This window comes from Flagellimonas alvinocaridis (assembly GCF_965248585.1).
In the GTDB taxonomy this organism is placed as follows: Bacteria; Bacteroidota; Bacteroidia; order Flavobacteriales; family Flavobacteriaceae; genus Flagellimonas; species Flagellimonas alvinocaridis.
Genome location: NZ_OZ252111.1, coordinates 332,773 through 352,035, shown reverse-complemented (window position 1 = coordinate 352,035; position 19,263 = coordinate 332,773). Strand labels below are relative to the sequence as shown.

Genomic DNA, 19,263 nt, shown 5'->3' with positions numbered 1-19,263 from the left:
GGCTCCAAAATTGGAGCCGCTTTTTTGTTTTAAGGGATTTAGATACAAAGTGCTACTTTTATGATCCATCAATATTCATTGAAATGAGGATTCTATTATGCTTAGTTTTAATAATTGCCTTTGTGGGATGCTCTTCTGAATCCCAACAGCCATTGTCAACATTATTACAAACCTCAGAATCCATTAAGGGAAATGATCGCTACAAAGATTCTCCATATGTAACTGCGGGTGACCGGGTTTATATGGTAGGTCATCAAAACGGACAGTTCCCGCCTTTGGGATGGCATATAAAAGGCGAAATGGGCGGTATATGGAACCATCCTATAAAACTTTTGGATGGGTTTGACGCAGAAATTCAGTTGGAAAACGATACTTTACATCTGAACAATGCCACTGACTTTATCAACTACCCTTTTGCCAATCAACACATCTTTGATTTTCCTTCCAAAAACATTTCCGTAGACCGCATACAATTTGTTCCAGACGCAACCCAGGGTGTATTTGTTCAGTTTGTGATACATAACAAGGGTGCCACGGAAAAATCCTTGAAGTTTACGTTTACTGGACACACAGATCTAAGGCCAACATGGCTAGGCGAACGAACCCAAATGCATGATGCTGTGGACAACATAAAATTTGATGGCAGCAAATGGGTTGGAAAAGACGAAGACAACCCATGGTTCACAGTTTTTGGGTCTGACCAGAACCCTTCATCTAGCTCTTCCCCAGAGAAAATAAATGGCGAAAACGGTAAATCCGGCTCTCTTGTGTATGCCTTTACGGTGCCCGGTAAATCTGAATATATTCTCAATTTTGCGATTTCCGGTTCGTACAAATCCCAAGAAGAGGCCTTGGCCACATATCTTGACATACACAATGGTTTCTTTAAAATGGCGCAGCAGAAAAAAGAACGTTACGCCCAACTTGCCCATCAATCCAAGCTTACCATTCCCGATAAAAATATGCAACAGGCGTTTGAATGGCTCAAATACAATTGCGACTGGTTGGTGCGGACTGTTCCAGAAATAGGTACGGGCATAGGAGCTGGCATCCCCGATTACCCATGGTGGTTTGGTGTGGATAGTGAATATGCATTAAAAGGGTACATGGCGATTGGCCAAAAGGATATTGTAGAAAAAACAATTATGTTATTGGATAGTGTTTCTCTTGCGGTAAATGGCAACGGCAAGATCCTTCATGAAATGTCTACAAACGGCACCGTATTCAACCAAGGGAATGTTAACGAAACCCCTCAGTTTGCGTCTTTGATCTATCATATTTATAAGTGGAACGGTGATTTGGATTTTTTAAAAAAGTATTTCCCCACTGTCCAAAAAGGTCTTCAGTGGCTTATGGATGAAAATGATAGCAACAATAACCTATTCCCAGATGGTTTTGGGATGATGGAAATCCATGGTCTGGACAGCGAAATGATCGATGTTGCTGCATATACCCAAAAGGCTTTTGAAGATGCTTCAAAGATGGCTGCCGAACTGGAAAAGCATGATTTGGCAAAAGAATATCAGGCATTGGCAGATACACTTCGAACCAAAATCAATACAGATTTTTGGTCCGAACCATTCGGTTCTTATGCAGACTTTTTGGGCACGGACCAACAAGCATTGCATTTAATAGACGATGCCATGGTTAGAGCAGATACCTTGAACAAGCCGTGGGCCATTGAAGAACTCCAGGCTACCAAGATGGCAATTTTGAGTCAACAATCCACCTCCTTGAAACCTTTTGTGCTACACCATAATTGGGTGGTGAACACCCCAATGGAAATGGGAATAGCCGACAGCACCAAAGCTATAACGGCCTTAAATACCGCCGAGAAATATACCAATCCATTTGGCATGTTTGTTACGGGAATAGATAGAGATGAGTCTGCGGGTAAAGACATTGGATCGTTTAAGGGAAGTAAAGTCTTTTCGTATACAGGTGCCGTGATGACCTTGCCCACTGGAGTGCAAGCCATCGCCGAGAACAATTATGGTAGACCCGATAACGCCTTGGATTATCTAACCAGAATGACCCGAACCTTTAGCTACGCCCTTCCCGGTAGCATGTACGAGGTTTCCCCGGATTATGGGATGATTGTACAAGCATGGAACATTTATGCCTTTGCCATTCCTATTGTGGAGCAATTTTTTGGTATAAATCCAGAGGCAAATCGAAGCACGGTGATTATTAAACCCCAAATGCCTTCAAAATGGGACAAGGCTTCTTTGGAAAATGTTTCCGTAGGCAACAATCACATTTCTATTTGGTATGAAAACAACGACAATCATTTCAAAATTAAGATTGAGCAAACCCAGCCTGACTGGACCATCAAACTTATTTTGCCTCAAGACCATAATTTAACTGCTGAAGGAGGAGCAAAATTAAATATGATTGATGGAAAAACCGTCTTCACCGCTACCAATACCACTAGCTTGGTGGTTTCCAAACCTAATATGAAACCATGAACAAACAAGCCTTTCAAAATAAACATTATACTGTGGACGAAGCCACTAAAAAACTGGAAGGATTCTGTGCGTATCAGGAGAGGAGCCATAAAGAAATAGTGGAAAAATTAAGGGGCATGCATATGATTCCCGAGGCCATTGACCACATTGTTACCCATTTGATCCGAGAGAATTATCTAAATGAGGAGCGCTTTGCCAAAAGTTATGCCCGGGGCAAGTTCAACATAAAAAAATGGGGCAAAAAACGCATTGTCCTGGAATTGAAACAACGTCAAATCTCCGCCTACAATATAAAAAGTGCCCTAGCAGAAATTGATGAAGGTGAGTACCTTACCACATTGGATGAGCTTGCAAAAAAACGGTTGGGACAAATTAAGGAGACCAATAGCCAAAAAAGAAAGAAAAAATTGGCCGATTATTTATTCTACAGGGGTTGGGAGACCCACTTGGTCTATGGGAAAATCAATGAATTGATCTAACCCATTCTATTTTCCGTCAATATTTTTTCAGTACGGACAACAGCTTCCTCATTCTTCCAATCTATCCATTTTTGCCCTTTGAGCCTACGCATAAGATTATCAAAATGCCTCATAAAGAAAATGTTATAAACCGCCTTGCTAAAATTCTTAGGCTTTCGGGCAATGGCGCGCAAACTCATGGAAAATCCCGGGGTAACATATTTCATATGATGCCAATATCCTTCAGGAATGTAAAGCACGTTACCATGTTCCAATTGGGCTATGTGCCCTTTGGCATGTTGCAGGGCTGGCCATTTTTCCAAATCCGGGTCTGCAAAATCTATATCCTCCCGGGTAATCAAGGAGTGGGGAATTTTGTACAAAAACTTGGTTTCGGATTGCGAATATAGAATGCATTGTTTTTTCCCTTCAAAATGAAAGTGGAAGATGTTCGCCAGATCTATATCATAATGCATAAAGGTATGGGAGTTACTGCCCCCAAAGAACAACATGGGCAGTCCTTTCATCAATCTCAATCCAAAATCGGGATAGGTAAAATCTTTTTGTAATTGGGGAACTTCCTTCAATACATTCCAAAGGAAAATACGATACTTTGTTGGACCCTTTTTTAAAAGATCCACGTAGTCCCGCATTTTCATTTTTGCATGCGGCTCGTTGAATCCTTCGTCATGTTTTACCGGACGATCATCATACAAGGGAACGGTTTTATCACCTGCCACCTCTTTCATGTACTCTAGATTCCATTTGGAATACGCAGGCCAATCCTCAATAAAGCGCTCAATAACCACTGGTTTTTGGGGCTTGAAGTATTTACGGATAAACTCTTTCTTGGAAAGGGTCTCCTCCCTGGGAATCTGTTCAAGGTGCAGCTTCAAAATTTCAATGAGTTTGAAACGACTAAATTAGTAAAAAGGTTTTAATCTGGTTTAAACCTTATTCCTTGGGCAACAAACTGGCTTTTTGCTTGGCTGTTTCATTGCGTTCAATGGTATGTCCGGGTCTGCTCCACTTGGGTTTTTCACCCAAAGATTGGTGAGCACTTTCATTGGCCTCCACTGTTTTGGGCTGAGGAGCTTTTACAAACGCTTTCTGTGGATTTAGCCCCAATTGCTTGAACATTTCCATATCCTCATTTACATCTGGATTGGGTGTGGTCAATAGTTTATCCCCAGCAAAAATAGAGTTGGCCCCGGCAAAAAAGCACATGGCCTGTCCTTCCCTACTCATTTCGGTCCTTCCAGCTGAAAGTCGCACTTGCGTCTTGGGCATTACAATTCTGGAGGTGGCCACCATACGAATCATCTCCCAAATTTCTACTGGTTTTTGATCTTCCATGGGGGTGCCATCTACAGCAACCAAAGCATTGATCGGTACGGACTCGGGCTGTGGGTTCAATGTTGATAAGGCCACCAACATACCGGCACGGTCTTCAACGGATTCCCCCATCCCAATAATCCCGCCACTACAAACGGTAACATTGGTCTTGCGAACATTTTCTATGGTCTGAAGGCGGTCTTCATACCCTCGGGTAGAAATTACCTCCTTGTAATATTCCTCAGAGGTGTCCAAGTTATGGTTGTAGGCATACAGTCCTGCTTCAGCCAAACGCTTGGCTTGGTTTTCGGTCACCATCCCCAAGGTACAGCATACCTCCATATCCAATTTGTTTATGGTACGAACCATTTCCAACACTTGGTCAAACTCTGGTCCGTCCTTAACATTTCGCCAAGCAGCCCCCATGCAAACCCGGGAGCTTCCCGAGGATTTTGCACGAAGCGCTTGCGCCTTTACTTGTTGAACAGACATCAAATCGTTGCCCTCTACATTGGTATGGTACCTAGCTGCCTGTGGACAATACCCACAATCTTCCGGGCAGCCTCCAGTCTTAATGGAAAGCAAAGTTGATACTTGAACTGTATTAGGGTCGTGGTATTCACGATGTATAGTAGCTGCTTCGTAAAGCAGTTCCATTAAAGGTTTGTTGTAGATTTCAAGGATTTCTTCCTTGGTCCAAACGTGTTTAGTAGCAGTCATATTACTCAGAAATCTTGTTCAAAAATAAGGCATTCTAACTTATTAAGGACATCAAGCCTACAATAATGGCAGCCATCTTTTATTAGGTCCCTGGTCTATGCAGCAATACACTTACCGCATTTCCTCCAAAGCCCACAGCGTTCACCATAATTCTTTTTAGGGGCTTGGTCTGTTCTTGGTTCTTGAAGAAGGGTCCTGGAATGCACTGTTGTTTTAAAAGCATTAAAACAGCCATTTCCAAACTCAACAGTCCAGAAGCGCCAAATGTATGACCAACCTTCCATTTATTGGTAGTTAAATAAGGGTGATTTTCCCCAAAGACCTTTTTAATGGCCAGATACTCCGACTGGTCTCCCTTTATTGTTCCGGGCGCGTGAAGCACTATCGCATCAACATTGCGCGGTTCGCTTTCCCCCAAGGCCATTTTCATGGAATCTTGAAAGCATTTGGCATCGGTGGAAATGGATACACTGTGTTCCAAGGGTTCCGTAGCATATCCAACACCTTCAATTAAGGCCAGGGCATTGGAACCAATTCCTTTTTCCAAGCAAGCCAAAGCGGCTGCCTCTCCCAAAACCATAGTATTTTTGGTTTTACTTAAATCCATGGCTTTGCAAGGAAAATCATCTCTCGGCTGCGCTCGAGATGACACTTTTGAATACACTTTAAGTGCCTGCATTTGGGCAATTGTGAATGGCGTCAATGGCGCCTCACTTCCTCCCGCTAAAAATTTATCAGTCAACCCACTTTGAATCCAGGCTACCCCATTCAATACCGCATGAAGGGCAGTAGAGCACGTTATGGAGTGTGAAATCTCTGGGCCTTTGGATTTTAGGTCATGGGCCACCCAAGATGATATATTTCCCAATGTCGTGGTGGGCGAACTCAAGGTAGCGGCCTTTCCTTCTTTTAAAAAATCTTCATGGTATTTTTCAAAAAGGGCAGTCGCACCTCTTGATGACCCTATATTGATACCAAACTTGGATTCATTCTTCCAGCCTGCATCCTTTACGGCCTTTCGCGCGGCATAAATGGCAAAAAGAACTGTATCGTCCAGCGGCTTATATTTGATATCCGATTGGCGCAACTGTTGAATTTCTTCATTAATGCTTTTGGGCATTTGGGAAGCCCACACAGTTTTATCCCCTATCCCGACTTCAGATAAATAATGATCTTCCTTTAGGTAAGCATTCCATACTTCATCCAAAGTGCCGCCGAGTGCAGAAATGGAAGATAGTGCCGTTATGGAAATGGGTTCTTTCAACATAAGCAATCCTTAAATCAATTCAATAGCTGACCTGATAGCATCATATACCCTCTCCATTTGCTCCTTTGAAGTAATGAACGGCGCCAAAATATAAATGGTGTTCCCTAACGGACGTAAAAAGACTCCGCTATCCATAAAGTGCTTGAAAAGTCGGTCCCTCAGGTTGCCGTAGCGTTCCATCTTCACATTGAGGTCCAAGGCATAAATCACACCCAATTGGCGTGTACCAGCCACTTTGGGATGGTTTTCTATTTCTTCATTGAACTGTTGGTGCCAACGAACAATGTTTGAAATATTCTCCTGTACCCAGTCTGTTTGAAGCAGTTCCAAAGCTGATAAAGCTGCGGTACAGGCCAGTGGATTTGCTGTATAGGTATGCCCATGGAAAAGTCCCTTTGCTATATCATCGCTATAAAATGCCCCATACACTTCCTCGGTGCATGTGGTGAGCCCCATGGGAACCAAACCTGCCGTAAGTGCCTTGGACAGGCACATGATATCGGGTTTGGTACTAAGGTAGTCCGATGCGAAGAACTTTCCGGTTTTCCCAAAACCTGTCATCACCTCATCGGCAATGGTTAGCACTTGGTGCTCTTTTAATAAGGCCAAGATTTGGTCTAATCCATCAGCATCATGCATCTTCATGGCGGCAGCCCCTTGAACCAAAGGTTCATAGATAAATCCGGCCAAATCATTGTTCTTCAACCGTTTTTTGAGCTGCTCTACTATTCCATCTATATTCTCTGAAGTAGGTACGGGAATGCGTTCAACTTCAATGAAAAATTCCTCGAACGGGCCATTGTATACCGATAAGCCCGAAACAGACATGGCGCCAAAGGTGTCCCCGTGGAAGCCTTCTTCAAAAGCCAGAAGTACACTGCGTTTTTCTCCACGGTTAAAGTGATATTGCAAGGCCATTTTTATACCTATCTCCGTGGCCGTGGAACCATTGTCTGAAAAAAACATTTTCTCTTGATTCCCAGGAAGTATCTTGATGAGCTCTTCGGACAATCGAACAGCGGGTTCATGGGTGAACCCACTAAAGACCACTTGGTCCAAACGCTGCATCTGCTCCATGACCTTTTCCAAAATATAGGGGTGGCAATGCCCATACATACAGGTATACCAAGACGATATACCGTCTACATACTCTTTCCCATCCTCATCATAAAGGAATGCACCCTCTGCCCTGGCAATGGCCAACATATTAGGGTGTACCTTATGCTGGGTCAAGGGATGCCATAGATGTTTTTTATCTCTTTGCGATAATTTTTCCACTACTTCTGCCTTACTCAAACGTTTCAATTTATCTATCTTGCAAAGATGACAATTAATAGCCAAAAAACTTAATCGGGGCCGTGCTTAAAAAACTTATCTCCCTTTCTTCTTCCAATTACAAAAACCTGGATTGGAAAACGGTTCTTCTTATTTTGTTCCTCGTGGCCTTTTTTGTTCGGTTTCCCTTTTTTTTCCGGGACTATGTGGACCGGGATGAAAGCACATTTATTATTATGGCCCAGTCTTGGGTAAATGGCCATTTGCCCTATACCAAATTATGGGATTTAAAACCTCCTATTACGTTTTTGTTCTTTGCGGTCATCATCAAAATATTTGGCAAAAGCTTTATTGCAATTCGATTGTTCGGCACCTTACTAGTGGCACTTACTGCTTTGTTCACGTATGGAATGACCACCAAAATAACATCAAAAAAAGTGGCCTTTTGGGTCGCTTTGTTCTGCGTATTCTTCCAAAGCCTGTTTGGAAGCCTACAAGGGGTAATGTCCGAACATATCTGTACCTTTTTCTTTACAGTCGGGGCGTATCTCTTACTGACCAAGGACCACGGAAAATGGTATTTTTTGACAGGACTCTTTTTTGGACTTTCAGTAATGTCAAAATTAAACATGGCCTATCCAGTTCTAGGGCTAGGGATTTATTTTTTGTGGGAAGGATTTACCCATAAACGATTAAAGGCCAACCTCAAAAATTTAACTTTAATGGGATTGGGTGTGATCAGCACCATTGCCCTTACCGCACTTCCATACTATTTTGAAGGGAAGACCCAGATTTGGTGGCAATCCATTTTTGAGGCACCCCTAGCGTATTCAGATTCCCAATTCCACTCTCCCCTCAAATCTTTGCCCTTTATATTGGCTTCAACACTGTTCTTTTACTTTGCCTACAGGAAAGAACTGGTAAACTTCAAGAGCAAGCCCATTCAAATCTTGTTGATAATTTTTGCGGGTGTCATGCTGTCCTTCGTTCAAGCAGGTAAAGTCAATGGGCATTATCTAATACAAGTTTATCCCTTTATATTGATTCTATTTGGAATTGCCATAAGTAAATTTGTGCCCCACAAGAAAGTATTTAAACCGTTGGTCGCCGTACTCCTGTTGCTTATTCCGATGGAAGCTTATCTTGAATATGTAAATATTGCAAAGAACAAGATAGAAAAAGGCTCTTTTTTTAATGGCGAGGGTATTGATGTTCCATCCTATATTGAAGCCAATAGCTTAGAAATCAAGAATATTTTTTTTACTGAGTACCATATTGGGTATTGGGTTTTGGGAGTTGATCCCCCTACCACGGCTGCCACCCACCCAAGCAACATTACCCGTGACGTGTTGTATCCTTACATGGAAAATCCTAGAAAAACTGGCATTGAGGAACTACAATACATCATGGAAGTGTTAAAACCCAAAACGCTGGTTGCTCGGAAAGGCAAAAAAATATTCGACAAAAAGTTGGTTGGGTACAACACCTATATTGATGCCTATTTGGCAAAACACTACACTTTGCTTGCTACCGTGGACCGTGGTCTAATTTATCAAAGGAATCAATAATTTTTGTCCAGTCTTTCAGTAATAAATTCACCTTCAAACCGTTTTAAGAGTGGGTCACCAATGTTGACCGCAGCATAATTTATTGCCCCATCAAACATTTGCTTGGCTGGTTTCCCATCCAATTCGTTGGATTTGTCTAATGCCAAAACTTATATGCTGCGATGGTCAAAAACCTACTTAACTATCTCAATAGGGGTCCCTATTTCACAATTTTATCGTTATTCTTTTTTGTACTCTACACTATTTCCTTGTTCTTTAATTTGGGTGTTGCCCCATTTTACAACGAGGAACCTAGGCGGTCTATAATTGCCATGGAAATGTTGTTCAACAATAACCCCATGGTAACCACTGTATTCAATGAAGTCTTTTATGACCACCCACCACTATGGTATATTGTACTTGCCCTTAGCGCCAAAACCTTCGGGGCCAACACTGAATTTGCTTTTCGATTTCCTTGTGCCCTTTCCTTACTACTCACTGGAGTGGTAATTTATTATATGGGGAAAAAATATGTAGGCCAATCATTCGGACTTATATCAGCATTTTTATATCTGATATCTGCAGACCTCTATTTTTTCTTTTCAAACACTGCTGAAATTGACATTTTCTTCTCTCTCCTAGTCTTGTTAAGTGCTTTTTCCATTTTCCATTTTTACGAACAAAAAAGGTTTGCATTACTTTTCTTAAGCGCCTATTTTTTCTGCTTTTTAGGTTTCATGACCAAGGGAGTAGTGGCTATTGCCTTCTTGGGAATAACATTAATGGTGTTTTTCGCTCATAAGAAAGATTTTAAAACCCTATTCCTGCCCATTCATTTTTTATCTGCCTTTTTATGTTTGGGTAGCATTCTTTCGTTTTTTCTCATTTACAATCAGTTTGATGATGCCATGCTCTATTGGGAAGGAATGTGGCATATTACTAAAAATAAATCCTTCTTGGATAAAGAAAACAATGCCTTTATCTCACATTTTATTTGGTTTCCGATAAACATGTTGGGAAACCTTTTCCCTGCTACTTTATTTATTGTTTTTCTCTTTAAGAAAGCGGTATTACCCAAAATCAAAAAGAATGGATATATCATCTTTTTGTTATTGTTTTTCTTTTCCAATTTTTTGGTCTATTGGATATCTCCTGGGGCAAAGGCTCGATACACATATATGTTTTATCCTTTGATAATCAGTATTTTAACTTATGCTTTCATCGTATCTCAAGACAAAAAAAACAAAAGCACAACATTTATCCTCAACTTTTTGGCGCTAGTTTCACTAATCCTTGGAGTCGCCTGCATCGCCCTTCCTTTTATAGATTTCTTTAAGTCTATAGAAGAGTTGATTTACTTTGGTCCTCTTTTGGGAGCATGTGTCCTAATTTTGTTTTTTCTGCAAATAAAAACGTCCAATCTTTGGAACAAGTTAATCTTAGGCTTGATGGGAGTTGTTGCAGCAAAACTTGCATTTTCCCTTGTTGTATCCCCATTAAAGCAGTTTGAAAGTTCCGCTTCCAGATATAAACAACATGCAATAAATATTCTAGAAATTGTCAAAGAATCTCCTATTCTCCTTTATTCAAACATAGATGCCTTTGGCCATCATAAAATTGGTAAGTTTTACATTACCGGGGCATATTTGGAACTTTTAGGAAATCGCCCTCTAAAAAAAGCCACCTATCAAGAAAAAGGTCAGTATTATATTTTGCACAAAGAAGAATTGAATGGACAAAAGGTTTTATACACTATAGATGATGTCCGAAGTTGCTTGGTTTTGGTCAAAAATGAAGAAGGGAATTCCGGAGCTTTTTTGCATACTGCTGAACAATCTCCTTATTAAACTGGGATTCCTCATTAATTCTTCCCAAGAAAGTGACCCCACATTTCTTTAGAATGATTTCTTCCGTGGTTGAGTGCTCATCCCCGCTAAAGATAATCCCAATCTTCACGCCTTTTTCTTGAAGTTTTTCCACAGTCAAAAGGGTATGGTTAATGCTTCCCAAATAGTGTCTGGAGACCACAATAACCTTATAGTCAGGCCTTATCAAATCAAAAATGGTATCTGAGTCGTTCAATGGCACCAACAATCCTCCAGCTCCTTCAATTACCAAATGGTTATTGGTTTTTGGCTCTTCAATTTTGCTCACATCAATGGTGATGTCATCAATATTGGCAGCCGCATGCGGGCTCATGGGCGTTTGCAGGGCATAACTGTTTGGGTGAATAACGGTTTTCTTATTCGATATAAAACCCTTCACTTTATGGCTATCGGAATACTCCAAATCACCTGCTTGAACAGGTTTCCAATAGTCTGCTTCCAAAGCTTCGGTAACAATGGCGGAAACCACCGTTTTTCCCACTTCGGTTGAAATTCCTGTTATAAATAGTTTCATCATTTTTCGGGTCTTGTGATAAAGTTACACTGCATGCATCTGTACTTGGCCGACTCAAAAAATGGAAAAAGCTTAAGAAATAGCCCTTTTCGGGAATAATATTTCTCAGACTTGGTGGCCTTACAGTTGGGACATACAATCAAATTTCCTTCTTTATCCCTTGCATAACTTTTGATCTCTTCATAAATCTTCAAGGCCTCGTCTTTTTGCGATTTGTACACCTGCAAACGAATACGGGAGTAGCTAGTGGCCGTGTGATAATTTAGATTCTCCTCCCATATAAAAGCAGGAATCCCTTCAGATTCAAGTTTTGCTTTGGCAATTTGGGCGTCTGACTCCAGAAAAAACAAATCAAGTGTGTAAAATTCCTTTTTCACTGGGTTATAAATTGTACCAAATGCAAAACTCGGGAAATTTCTTCTTTTGTGTTGTAGGTATGCAAACAAAACCGCAATCGCTCACTCCCCTGTTTTACCGTTGGGGAAAGAATGGGTTTTACATCAAATCCTTCTTCCTGTAACTTGGTTGCCAAAGCTTTCACCTTTTCATTTCCCTTCACCAAGGCACATTGGATGGCGGAATCGCTCTCAATAAAACTGTCCGTTAAGCCCAACAGGCGTATCTGCTCTTTAAAGTATCGAATATTCTTGAACAATCTCTTCAAAAGTTCGCTCCCCTTACTCCCTAAATATTGGTATGAAGCCAAAATAGTGGCCACAGAGTGTGGTGGCAGTGCGGTGGTATAAATAAAGCTTCGAGAAAAGTTGATCAAATATTTCTTGAGGTCGATAGAACCCAATATGGCCGCTCCATGACATCCCATGGCCTTTCCAAAAGTGATGATTCGGGCGAAAACGAGTTCCTCAAGTCCTAGTTGACAAACCAAGTCTCTTCCCTCACCAAATATTCCCGTGGCATGGGCTTCATCAACCACCAAAAAACAGTTTTCATCAACACAAAACTTGGCCAACGCCTTTAAATTGGGCGAATCCCCATCCATGGAAAACACCGATTCAGTTACAACATAAATGGCATTCTCGGTGCCCAACGGTGTTCTAATCGAGCTTAGTTTCTCGCTCAAACTACTAAGATCATTATGCGAGAACTTGTAGCTTTTTGCATGCCCCATTTGAATACCATCACGGATACTGGCATGAATCAATTCATCATACAAAACAAAATCGCCACGTTGGGGAACAGAGGAGAAAAACCCAATATTGGCATCGTACCCCGAGTTGAACACCAAAGCCGCTTCAGACCGATGATGTTTGCCTAGAAAATCCTCCAAATCCCTATAGAGTTGATGGTTCCCCGTCAGCAGTCTGGAACCTGTTGCCCCATTCTTGCAAGGTGTACTTTCCATGATTTCTGAAGTCATTTGCAACAACTCCCGACTTTGGGCCAGACCAAGATAATTGTTCGAGGAAAAATCGACCAGACCATTGCTTAATGGCAATTCCCTTAAGGAATTATCTCCCATCCGTTCGGCAAGTTTGGATTGTAGTTTTCTCGGTAATCTCCCCATAGCACAAATGTAGTACTTACTGTTTTTAAACAGTATATTCGTTTTCACTAAACCTTTTGAAAATGAAATTTGTTCTTTTCCTTTTTGCCACAATTTTTGGTTGGTTGTCCATGATGGCTCAGACCAACACCTATTCCATTTCGTTTGAGAATGCCGTGCATCATGAGGCATCTGTAAAGGCCACTTTTCCCAATTTGAAGATGGACACGATTTCCTTTCGGATGAGCCGTACATCTCCGGGAAGGTATGCTTTGCATGAATTTGCCAAAAATGTTTACGGGTTTAAAGCTTTTGATAGCAAGGGTAGGGAATTGGCCGTACACCGTCCCAATCCTTACGAATGGCAAATAAGTGGGCACGATGGTTTGGTTCAGGTCAAGTATACTTTGTTTGCTAACCGCGGTGATGGAACCTATGCACAAATTGATGAAACCCACGCCCATTTAAACATCCCGGCGACTTTTATGTACGCTCCATCTTTGAGTGACCGTAAAATAGAGGTAACATTTAATGTTCGTGAAGATTTAAACTGGAAAGTAGCCACTCAATTGCCCTTGGTTTCGGGCACCACCTACACGGCGCCAAACCTTTACTACTTTATGGACAGTCCTACCGAAATCAGTGATTTTACCTTAAGATCGTTTCAGGTTGACGGACAGACCATACGACTAGCGCTGCACCATAATGGCACCGAAAATGAGGCCGACACCTATTTTGAAAAGGTGAAAAAAGTGGTCTTGGAACAGCAAACTGTTTTTGGTGAGCTTCCCACTTTTGATTATGGCACCTATACCTTTTTGGCTTGTTACATTCCCAATGCCTCTGGCGATGGTATGGAGCATCGAAATTCTACTATTTTAACCAGTACGCGCAGTTTGGCCAATGGAGGAATGGAGCGTAATATTGGTACGGTATCCCATGAGTTTTTCCATGCGTGGAATGTGGAACGGATACGGCCCAAATCTTTGGAGCCATTTGATTTTGAGGAAGCAGACATGAGTGGTGCGCTTTGGTTCGCCGAAGGCTTTACCAGCTACTACACCAATCTCATCTTGTGCCGGGCTGGACTTATATCTCCAAAAGAATACGTGGAGGGCATTACCGGCACCTTCAATTATGTATGGAACTCACCCGCCCGACAATTTTTTAATCCCATAGAAATGAGCTATCAGGCTCCCTTTGTGGACGCCGCCACTTCCGTTGACCCAGTAAACAGGGAAAACACTTTTATTTCTTATTATTCTTATGGCAGTGTCCTAGGTTTGGCATTGGACCTTTCTTTACGTGAAATTGGTCTTACCTTGGATGATTTTATGAAGTCGGTTTGGAACAAGTATGGAAAACCTGAAGTGCCCTACACTATAGAAAACCTTCATGATGCTCTAAACGAATTTGCTGGCAAAACTTTTGGGGATGATTTTTTCAATAATTTCATCTATAATAGTGGCATGCCCGATTATGTTTCTTTGTTCAATACTGTTGGGGTGCAAGTGCAGCGACCCAAGACCGAACCCTATTTTGGAGCCTATGTTTCCATGAGTCCAGATAATTCAGGATATAAAATATTGAGAAACCCCATAATAGGTAGCCCTGCTTACCTCGCTGGCTTGGACAATGGCGATGTAATTCTCAACATCAATGGCATTTCTTTTTCTGAAGACCAAGATTTCCCAGATTATCTTAGACAATTTAATATGGGAGATTCCCTAAAGGTGAACTATGCCCGTTATGGGGTGCAAAAAATGGCCTCACTGACTTTAAGCCCCAATCCTGATTATACCATCAACCTTATGGAAGATGGGGAGCAAATTCCATCAAATTCAATGCTCCAACAAAGAAAAAGTTGGCTTAAACACGAATAAATGATCTACTATAAACAGGCAAGTTCCCAAAAAGAATTGGAGCAGATTCTTTCTCTCCAACAAAAAAACTTGGCCAAAAGCCTAACCGCGGACGAGTTGGAAAACGAAGGCTTTCTCACGGTGGAACATTCCATGGAAATCCTACAGGCCATGAATGATGAATGTGGACATATTATTGCCTTGGAAGACGGTAAAGTTATTGGTTATGCGCTTTGCATGCACCCCAAATTTGCCGATTCCATTGAAGTTTTAAAACCCATGTTTGCTGAAATCAATAAAGCAGTGGTCGACAAAACCAATTATATGGTGATGGGACAAATCTGTGTTTCCAAAAGCCATAGGGGCAAAGGTCTTTTTAGAAACCTATACTTGACCATGAAAAATAAACTGCCCGAAGGTTTTGACACCATCATTACTGAAGTGGATGGTAAAAACAAGCGTTCTTTGACAGCACATGCCGCCGTTGGTTTTGAAACACTAAAAATTTATACCTCCGGGGGTAAAGAATGGCACCTTATTATTTTGGAATAAGCACCTGTGTTAAATTTTGGGGTGTCTACACCTCCCCTTCCAAGGCCGTCCCACTGGTCTTTGGTAAAATTACGCAGGCCAGTTAAAATATCCTTTACCTTCTTGATCTTGGTAACGGCTCCTATGCCCGTGGCCACGGAGAGTAATTCTTATTTGAACCTGCAACTTTGAATATTCAAATTCCCCCCAATTTCTTATTTGCACTAAGAAGTAATTTTTCCCAACTTTCTAGGTCAAAAACGATTTTGTATTCATTGCCTAAATTCATTTTTAATAATTGGGCGGAAAATATGACACGGTTAATGAATATGGAATACTGATACAAATCCTCAAAACCAGATTCCCTCCCATCCCTTTCATTATAAGTTGACTGATAAATTCGTTGGAGTTCCTCAATTTCATTTTTTAAAAATTTATCTACATTTAATGAATCTATACTTACGTTTTCCAAAATTGGCTTGTCAATACCAGTTTCTTCAATCCAAATTGGTGAACAACAATATTCAAAACTATACTTTAACTTTCTCATGTTTTAAAATGAAATTGGATTCGCACCTACAATACAGCTGATAGTCTACTATAAATAGTACCTAGTTGAAAGATATCTGACAATCGAACATTTCCAGAAATTCTCGCAAAATTGACTTCATCCAAAATATATTCCAACAGTTTAAAATTTGTTTTATAGGTTTTGTTATATAATTCAATTGCTTTTATCATGATATTTTCATCATCACATATAACCTCAAATATTAATTCTTTATTTCGCTCCATCGACTAAAATTAATTTTATGTTTGGAAACATTTCATTGAATTGCTGTATTACACCTTGACAAGAACTGCAATATTCCAATTCTGAAACAATTTTTAGCTCTCCAGTAACTTTTGGCATCACCGCACCAGGACTTCCTCCTAAATCATTTGCCAATTTGTTAAGCATTTTATATTCGCTATCTGTATTTCTTAACCAAGAACGACCGCCACCACCATCAACTTTAATGGCTGTGAATATTTGTGGTTCGACATCAGGCTTAGCCTCACCACTCAACCACATTTTGTTATCAACAGTATTGCCATTTAAATTACCTTCAAGATAACCACAGTTTTTTCCTTTTAAATTGTTTGTAACTCTATAATTTTTTATAATCGTTGTTGCTTCCGCAATTTCGTCAATACTAGCTACAAAGATATTGGAGTATCCATTCCAATTTTCTCTAGCTAACCTACCGGTCAAATCATCCCCAAATCTCCTTCCAAGATCGTCCCACTGCGCTTTGGTAAAATTACGCAGGCCAATTAAAATATCCTTTACCTTCTTGATCTTGGTAACGGCTCCTATGCCCGTGGCCACGGAGAGTAGCTGCACGTCCAGCACTGCCCGCTCATAACGTTCCTCATTTACAAAGGAGTAGTAGCTATAAACTTCCAAGGTTTCCCTCAGCTTCTCGGATATTTGGTCGCAAAGGTCTTTTATCTCCTCCCAATCCGTAATAAAATCAAAAAAATCCTCCACGGCCTGTCTGGTGTCTTCAAACCCTTTGCACTTGTCCAGATACTTTTGCAGTTGCATCTGTCTTTCCTCATCATCCACGGTGAACTTTTTCAGTTTCTCCTTGACCCTATCCAAAAGCCCTTTTCGTTCATCGGGTACCTCAACGGTCTCCAACAGTTTGTTCAACCGATTCCTGTTCACTTTTACGGACATGGAGTTGCACTCTAGATAGGCCACTGTAAACGAATAAAGGAGTTGCTGCATGCCACTCCCCAAATCTTTTAGGAGTTGTGGCAATTTTAAAACACCATCTACCTCCATATAAACCCCGTCCACCAAACCAGACAGGTAAGGAATATCGCCCCCTGAGTATAGATTTTCGTTGGCAACCTCTACATCACGCCACAAACAATAAGGAACAATTCCCTTGTCTTTGTAACTTGCCCAATCTTCACTGTTGCACTGTTGTAGAAATTCATAAATCTCCTCCAGTTTTTCTATGGTCTCCCAAAATGCAACACTCTTTTCGGGGTCGTTGAGAATACTTTGAGCCTCCCCCACAAAAACCTCATCCTCGGCTTTGGCAATGCTCGCTTGCAGTTCTTTGTTCTTTTGGATAACCTGATTGGCCATTCCACTGCCCGTATCGTATCCATCTTCCCCCGTGGATTCCGCGATAAGGTCATTGGATATGGTTTTATAAACTTCTTGGTTTGCAACCAGTTCATTTTTGGTCTCAGTAGTAATGTGGGTGCTAGATAGCAGTTCGGATATATGGTCGTCCTGTTTTTGGTTCAGTTCCTGCAACAGAGAGACCTCTTCCTCAGTTCCTGTATAATTCTGGAGCAGTTCCGAAATGGCATTGAACAGGTTCCCGATATCCTCAACGAATGCATCCACGTTCCCGATATTGCCCCAACTTGGGTCGTATTCGGTCTCCACCAAACCATCAATAAGCTCGTAATCGGTATTCACGATAATGTTGGTAAACCCAACTGCTATTTTAGTGTCCGCCAAGTAAGGCACGGTGATAAAACCTTGTCCCGAAAACCTGCCGTTGCTTCCCTGTACCTCAACCACGGTCACCGGAAAATCCCCTGCCGTGAACACCTCGTTCACCCCAAGGCTCAACAGTGGGTCTTGGTTGGCAATTTCAATCTCGGGCGGGATGCCACAGTTGTAGTAGGCCATCTCATCCTCGGTGGGCGTAGTGAACTCATGCATCGGGGAATAGGCCAGACCGCCGTTGGGGGTACACTCACCTCCCACCCTAAACTCGTAAATGGTACCCGCTTCCAAATTGCGAATGGTAGTCCCATTGGTCTGCGACCATTGCCCGAACCAGTCATCTTCGCCATACCCTTTTTTACGATACTGCACCCGATAGCGCAGGTGTTCGCCCATTTGCCATGTAATCTTAACGGTCTGGGAATTCTCGGCCTCGGAGAGCACAAATCGGGGCGGTGGGCAATCGGCCCAGTAGGTAAAATGGTAGATCTCGCTCATCCCGTTGTTCCGGAACAAGGAGGTGTCGTTGATGCCATCGCTCACAAAGGCCCTTACCTGCCAGCCATAGGTCTTGCCCTCCAAAAGAGGTGTCTGTGCCGGACCATAATGCAGGGTATTGGCAAAGGTGGTGGTCTGGTACAAGGGCGGACTGGCCAAAAAAGCGGCCTGTGGGTCCATAGCCGTATCCCATAGTTCTTTTAGGGTGAACTCGTACTGTACCGCCCCGGCGTTGATGTGTCTCGGTGTCCAATTGAAGATGATGTTCTGTAGGTTCTGGGCCGTGACCAAGTCCCCTCGGAAAGGAACGTTGAGCAGGGGCGGGTCGTTGAGCACCAGATAAATGTTGGCACAACTACGGTTGCTTATGCGCTGGCCCGAAAACTGGTCGTACACCTCAAAACAGAAACGGTACTGCCCTTCGGGCAACTGTTGGCCATACTGCTGCGGGGAGATGCCAACCAGATTGTTATAGTTGAAATAGGCCTGTAGGTCCAGATTGGTCAACCTGTTGTTGATCCCTCCGTCCAGAACTATGGGCAATGTGCCCGAGACAAAGTCCGTGGACTGGAAATTGATGCCCGGGCCTTCCACGAACAATTTCAACCGTACCTGCCTGCCAAATTCCTGCGCATCGGTGAGCAAAAGGTTCACGAAGAGCTTTTCCTGTGTGGTCGTAGTGTAATCGGACAGTTGAAAACTATAGGGCGGGATGATCTGCGGGGTGACCTGTACCGGGTAGATTTGAGCGGTAATGGCAGTGAAATGGAGGAAACAAAAGATAAAGTGAAGCTTACATCTTTTGACAATGTAGGACAGTGGACTCATATAAGTAGTTTCTTTGCAATGGATTGTGGGAAGAATCATCCATGTTTAA

General features: G+C 42.0%; 16 protein-coding genes. 6 read left to right on the top strand and 10 right to left on the bottom strand.

Features of this window, described 5'->3' with window-relative positions; translation table 11 throughout:
- Nucleotides 1-152 precede the first annotated feature (152 nt).
- Both ACP14V_RS01560 and ACP14V_RS01555 read left to right on the top strand, forming a co-directional pair.
- Nucleotides 153-2,468 carry a glycogen debranching protein gene (locus tag ACP14V_RS01560; RefSeq protein ID WP_272610925.1) on the top strand — a complete coding sequence of 772 codons (2,316 nt, stop codon included), beginning with the start codon at nt 153-155 and terminating at the stop codon, nt 2,466-2,468.
- Entirely contained in the window at nt 2,465-2,947 is a 483-nt protein-coding gene (locus tag ACP14V_RS01555) for a regulatory protein RecX (protein ID WP_272610926.1), read from the top strand. Before ACP14V_RS01560 ends, ACP14V_RS01555 begins: the two co-directional genes overlap by 4 nt.
- On the opposite strand, the gene ACP14V_RS01550 is transcribed toward ACP14V_RS01555, so the two are convergent.
- The 4 genes from ACP14V_RS01550 to bioA form a co-directional block, all read right to left on the bottom strand.
- On the bottom strand, nt 2,944-3,822 hold the full coding sequence (locus ACP14V_RS01550; protein WP_272610927.1) for a cupin-like domain-containing protein: 879 nt from the start codon (nt 3,820-3,822) through the stop codon (nt 2,944-2,946). The genes ACP14V_RS01555 and ACP14V_RS01550 overlap by 4 nt on opposite strands.
- Before the next feature lie 58 nt (nt 3,823-3,880).
- Nucleotides 3,881-4,981, bottom strand: coding sequence for a biotin synthase BioB (gene bioB, locus ACP14V_RS01545; protein ID WP_272610928.1), 1,101 nt, complete (start codon nt 4,979-4,981; stop codon nt 3,881-3,883).
- Nucleotides 4,982-5,063: 82 nt separating this feature from the next.
- Nucleotides 5,064-6,248, bottom strand: coding sequence for a beta-ketoacyl synthase N-terminal-like domain-containing protein (locus ACP14V_RS01540; RefSeq protein ID WP_272610929.1), 1,185 nt, complete (start codon nt 6,246-6,248; stop codon nt 5,064-5,066).
- Between the two features lie 9 nt (nt 6,249-6,257).
- Nucleotides 6,258-7,553: an adenosylmethionine--8-amino-7-oxononanoate transaminase gene (gene bioA, locus ACP14V_RS01535; protein ID WP_272610930.1), complete on the bottom strand. Its 1,296-nt coding sequence runs from the start codon at nt 7,551-7,553 to the stop codon at nt 6,258-6,260.
- A 53-nt stretch (nt 7,554-7,606) separates the two neighbouring features.
- On the opposite strand from bioA, the gene ACP14V_RS01530 reads away from it, so the two are divergent.
- Complete coding sequence (locus tag ACP14V_RS01530; protein WP_272610931.1) at nt 7,607-9,091, top strand: ArnT family glycosyltransferase; 1,485 nt, start codon at nt 7,607-7,609, stop codon at nt 9,089-9,091.
- Here ACP14V_RS01530 and ACP14V_RS01525 read toward each other — a convergent pair.
- Entirely contained in the window at nt 9,085-9,237 is a 153-nt protein-coding gene (locus ACP14V_RS01525; protein ID WP_272610932.1) for a hypothetical protein, read from the bottom strand. The two genes, ACP14V_RS01530 and ACP14V_RS01525, sit on opposite strands and share 7 nt — an antisense overlap.
- 15 nt (nt 9,238-9,252) lie before the next feature.
- Between ACP14V_RS01525 and ACP14V_RS01520 the strand changes: the two genes are divergently transcribed.
- A complete protein-coding gene (locus ACP14V_RS01520; RefSeq protein ID WP_424987715.1) occupies nt 9,253-10,917 on the top strand; it encodes an ArnT family glycosyltransferase in 1,665 nt (554 codons plus the stop codon).
- Here ACP14V_RS01520 and bioD read toward each other — a convergent pair.
- From bioD to ACP14V_RS01505, 3 genes are read right to left on the bottom strand one after another with little or no spacing between them, the layout of a single operon-like run.
- Nucleotides 10,856-11,470 (bottom strand): dethiobiotin synthase, encoded by a 615-nt coding sequence (gene bioD, locus ACP14V_RS01515; RefSeq protein ID WP_272610942.1) that lies wholly within the window; start codon nt 11,468-11,470, stop codon nt 10,856-10,858. The two genes, ACP14V_RS01520 and bioD, sit on opposite strands and share 62 nt — an antisense overlap.
- Entirely contained in the window at nt 11,470-11,847 is a 378-nt protein-coding gene (locus ACP14V_RS01510; protein ID WP_136565305.1) for a DUF2007 domain-containing protein, read from the bottom strand. Before ACP14V_RS01510 ends, bioD begins: the two co-directional genes overlap by 1 nt.
- Nucleotides 11,844-12,995, bottom strand: coding sequence for an aminotransferase class I/II-fold pyridoxal phosphate-dependent enzyme (locus tag ACP14V_RS01505; protein ID WP_272610933.1), 1,152 nt, complete (start codon nt 12,993-12,995; stop codon nt 11,844-11,846). The genes ACP14V_RS01510 and ACP14V_RS01505 overlap by 4 nt, the downstream gene beginning before the upstream one ends.
- A 62-nt stretch (nt 12,996-13,057) precedes the next feature.
- Here ACP14V_RS01505 and ACP14V_RS01500 point away from each other — a divergent pair, with 62 nt between their 5' ends.
- Together ACP14V_RS01500 and ACP14V_RS01495 are read left to right on the top strand one after the other, a co-directional pair.
- Nucleotides 13,058-14,857 carry a M61 family metallopeptidase gene (locus ACP14V_RS01500; RefSeq protein WP_272610934.1) on the top strand — a complete coding sequence of 600 codons (1,800 nt, stop codon included), beginning with the start codon at nt 13,058-13,060 and terminating at the stop codon, nt 14,855-14,857.
- Complete coding sequence (locus ACP14V_RS01495) at nt 14,858-15,388, top strand: GNAT family N-acetyltransferase (RefSeq protein WP_272610935.1); 531 nt, start codon at nt 14,858-14,860, stop codon at nt 15,386-15,388.
- Nucleotides 15,389-15,563: 175 nt separating this feature from the next.
- Here the strand turns inward: ACP14V_RS01495 and ACP14V_RS01490 are convergent, their stop codons facing one another.
- Together ACP14V_RS01490 and ACP14V_RS01485 are read right to left on the bottom strand one after the other, a co-directional pair.
- Nucleotides 15,564-15,917, bottom strand: a complete 354-nt coding sequence (locus tag ACP14V_RS01490; RefSeq protein ID WP_136565301.1) for a hypothetical protein — start codon at nt 15,915-15,917, stop codon at nt 15,564-15,566.
- Between the two features lie 231 nt (nt 15,918-16,148).
- A complete protein-coding gene (locus ACP14V_RS01485; protein WP_424987712.1) occupies nt 16,149-19,214 on the bottom strand; it encodes a deaminase domain-containing protein in 3,066 nt (1,021 codons plus the stop codon).
- Between the last annotated feature and the right edge of the window lie 49 nt (nt 19,215-19,263).

Coding starts and splice junctions, on each gene's coding strand:
- ACP14V_RS01555 (WP_272610926.1), top strand. CDS start 2,465: ATGAACAAACAAGCCTTTCAAAATAAACATTATACTGTGGACGAAGCC.
- bioB (WP_272610928.1), bottom strand. CDS start 4,981: ATGACTGCTACTAAACACGTTTGGACCAAGGAAGAAATCCTTGAAATC.
- ACP14V_RS01540 (WP_272610929.1), bottom strand. CDS start 6,248: ATGTTGAAAGAACCCATTTCCATAACGGCACTATCTTCCATTTCTGCA.
- ACP14V_RS01520 (WP_424987715.1), top strand. CDS start 9,253: ATGGTCAAAAACCTACTTAACTATCTCAATAGGGGTCCCTATTTCACA.
- bioD (WP_272610942.1), bottom strand. CDS start 11,470: ATGAAACTATTTATAACAGGAATTTCAACCGAAGTGGGAAAAACGGTG.
- ACP14V_RS01505 (WP_272610933.1), bottom strand. CDS start 12,995: ATGGGGAGATTACCGAGAAAACTACAATCCAAACTTGCCGAACGGATG.
- ACP14V_RS01500 (WP_272610934.1), top strand. CDS start 13,058: ATGAAATTTGTTCTTTTCCTTTTTGCCACAATTTTTGGTTGGTTGTCC.
- ACP14V_RS01495 (WP_272610935.1), top strand. CDS start 14,858: ATGATCTACTATAAACAGGCAAGTTCCCAAAAAGAATTGGAGCAGATT.
- ACP14V_RS01490 (WP_136565301.1), bottom strand. CDS start 15,917: ATGAGAAAGTTAAAGTATAGTTTTGAATATTGTTGTTCACCAATTTGG.
- ACP14V_RS01485 (WP_424987712.1), bottom strand. CDS start 19,214: ATGAGTCCACTGTCCTACATTGTCAAAAGATGTAAGCTTCACTTTATC.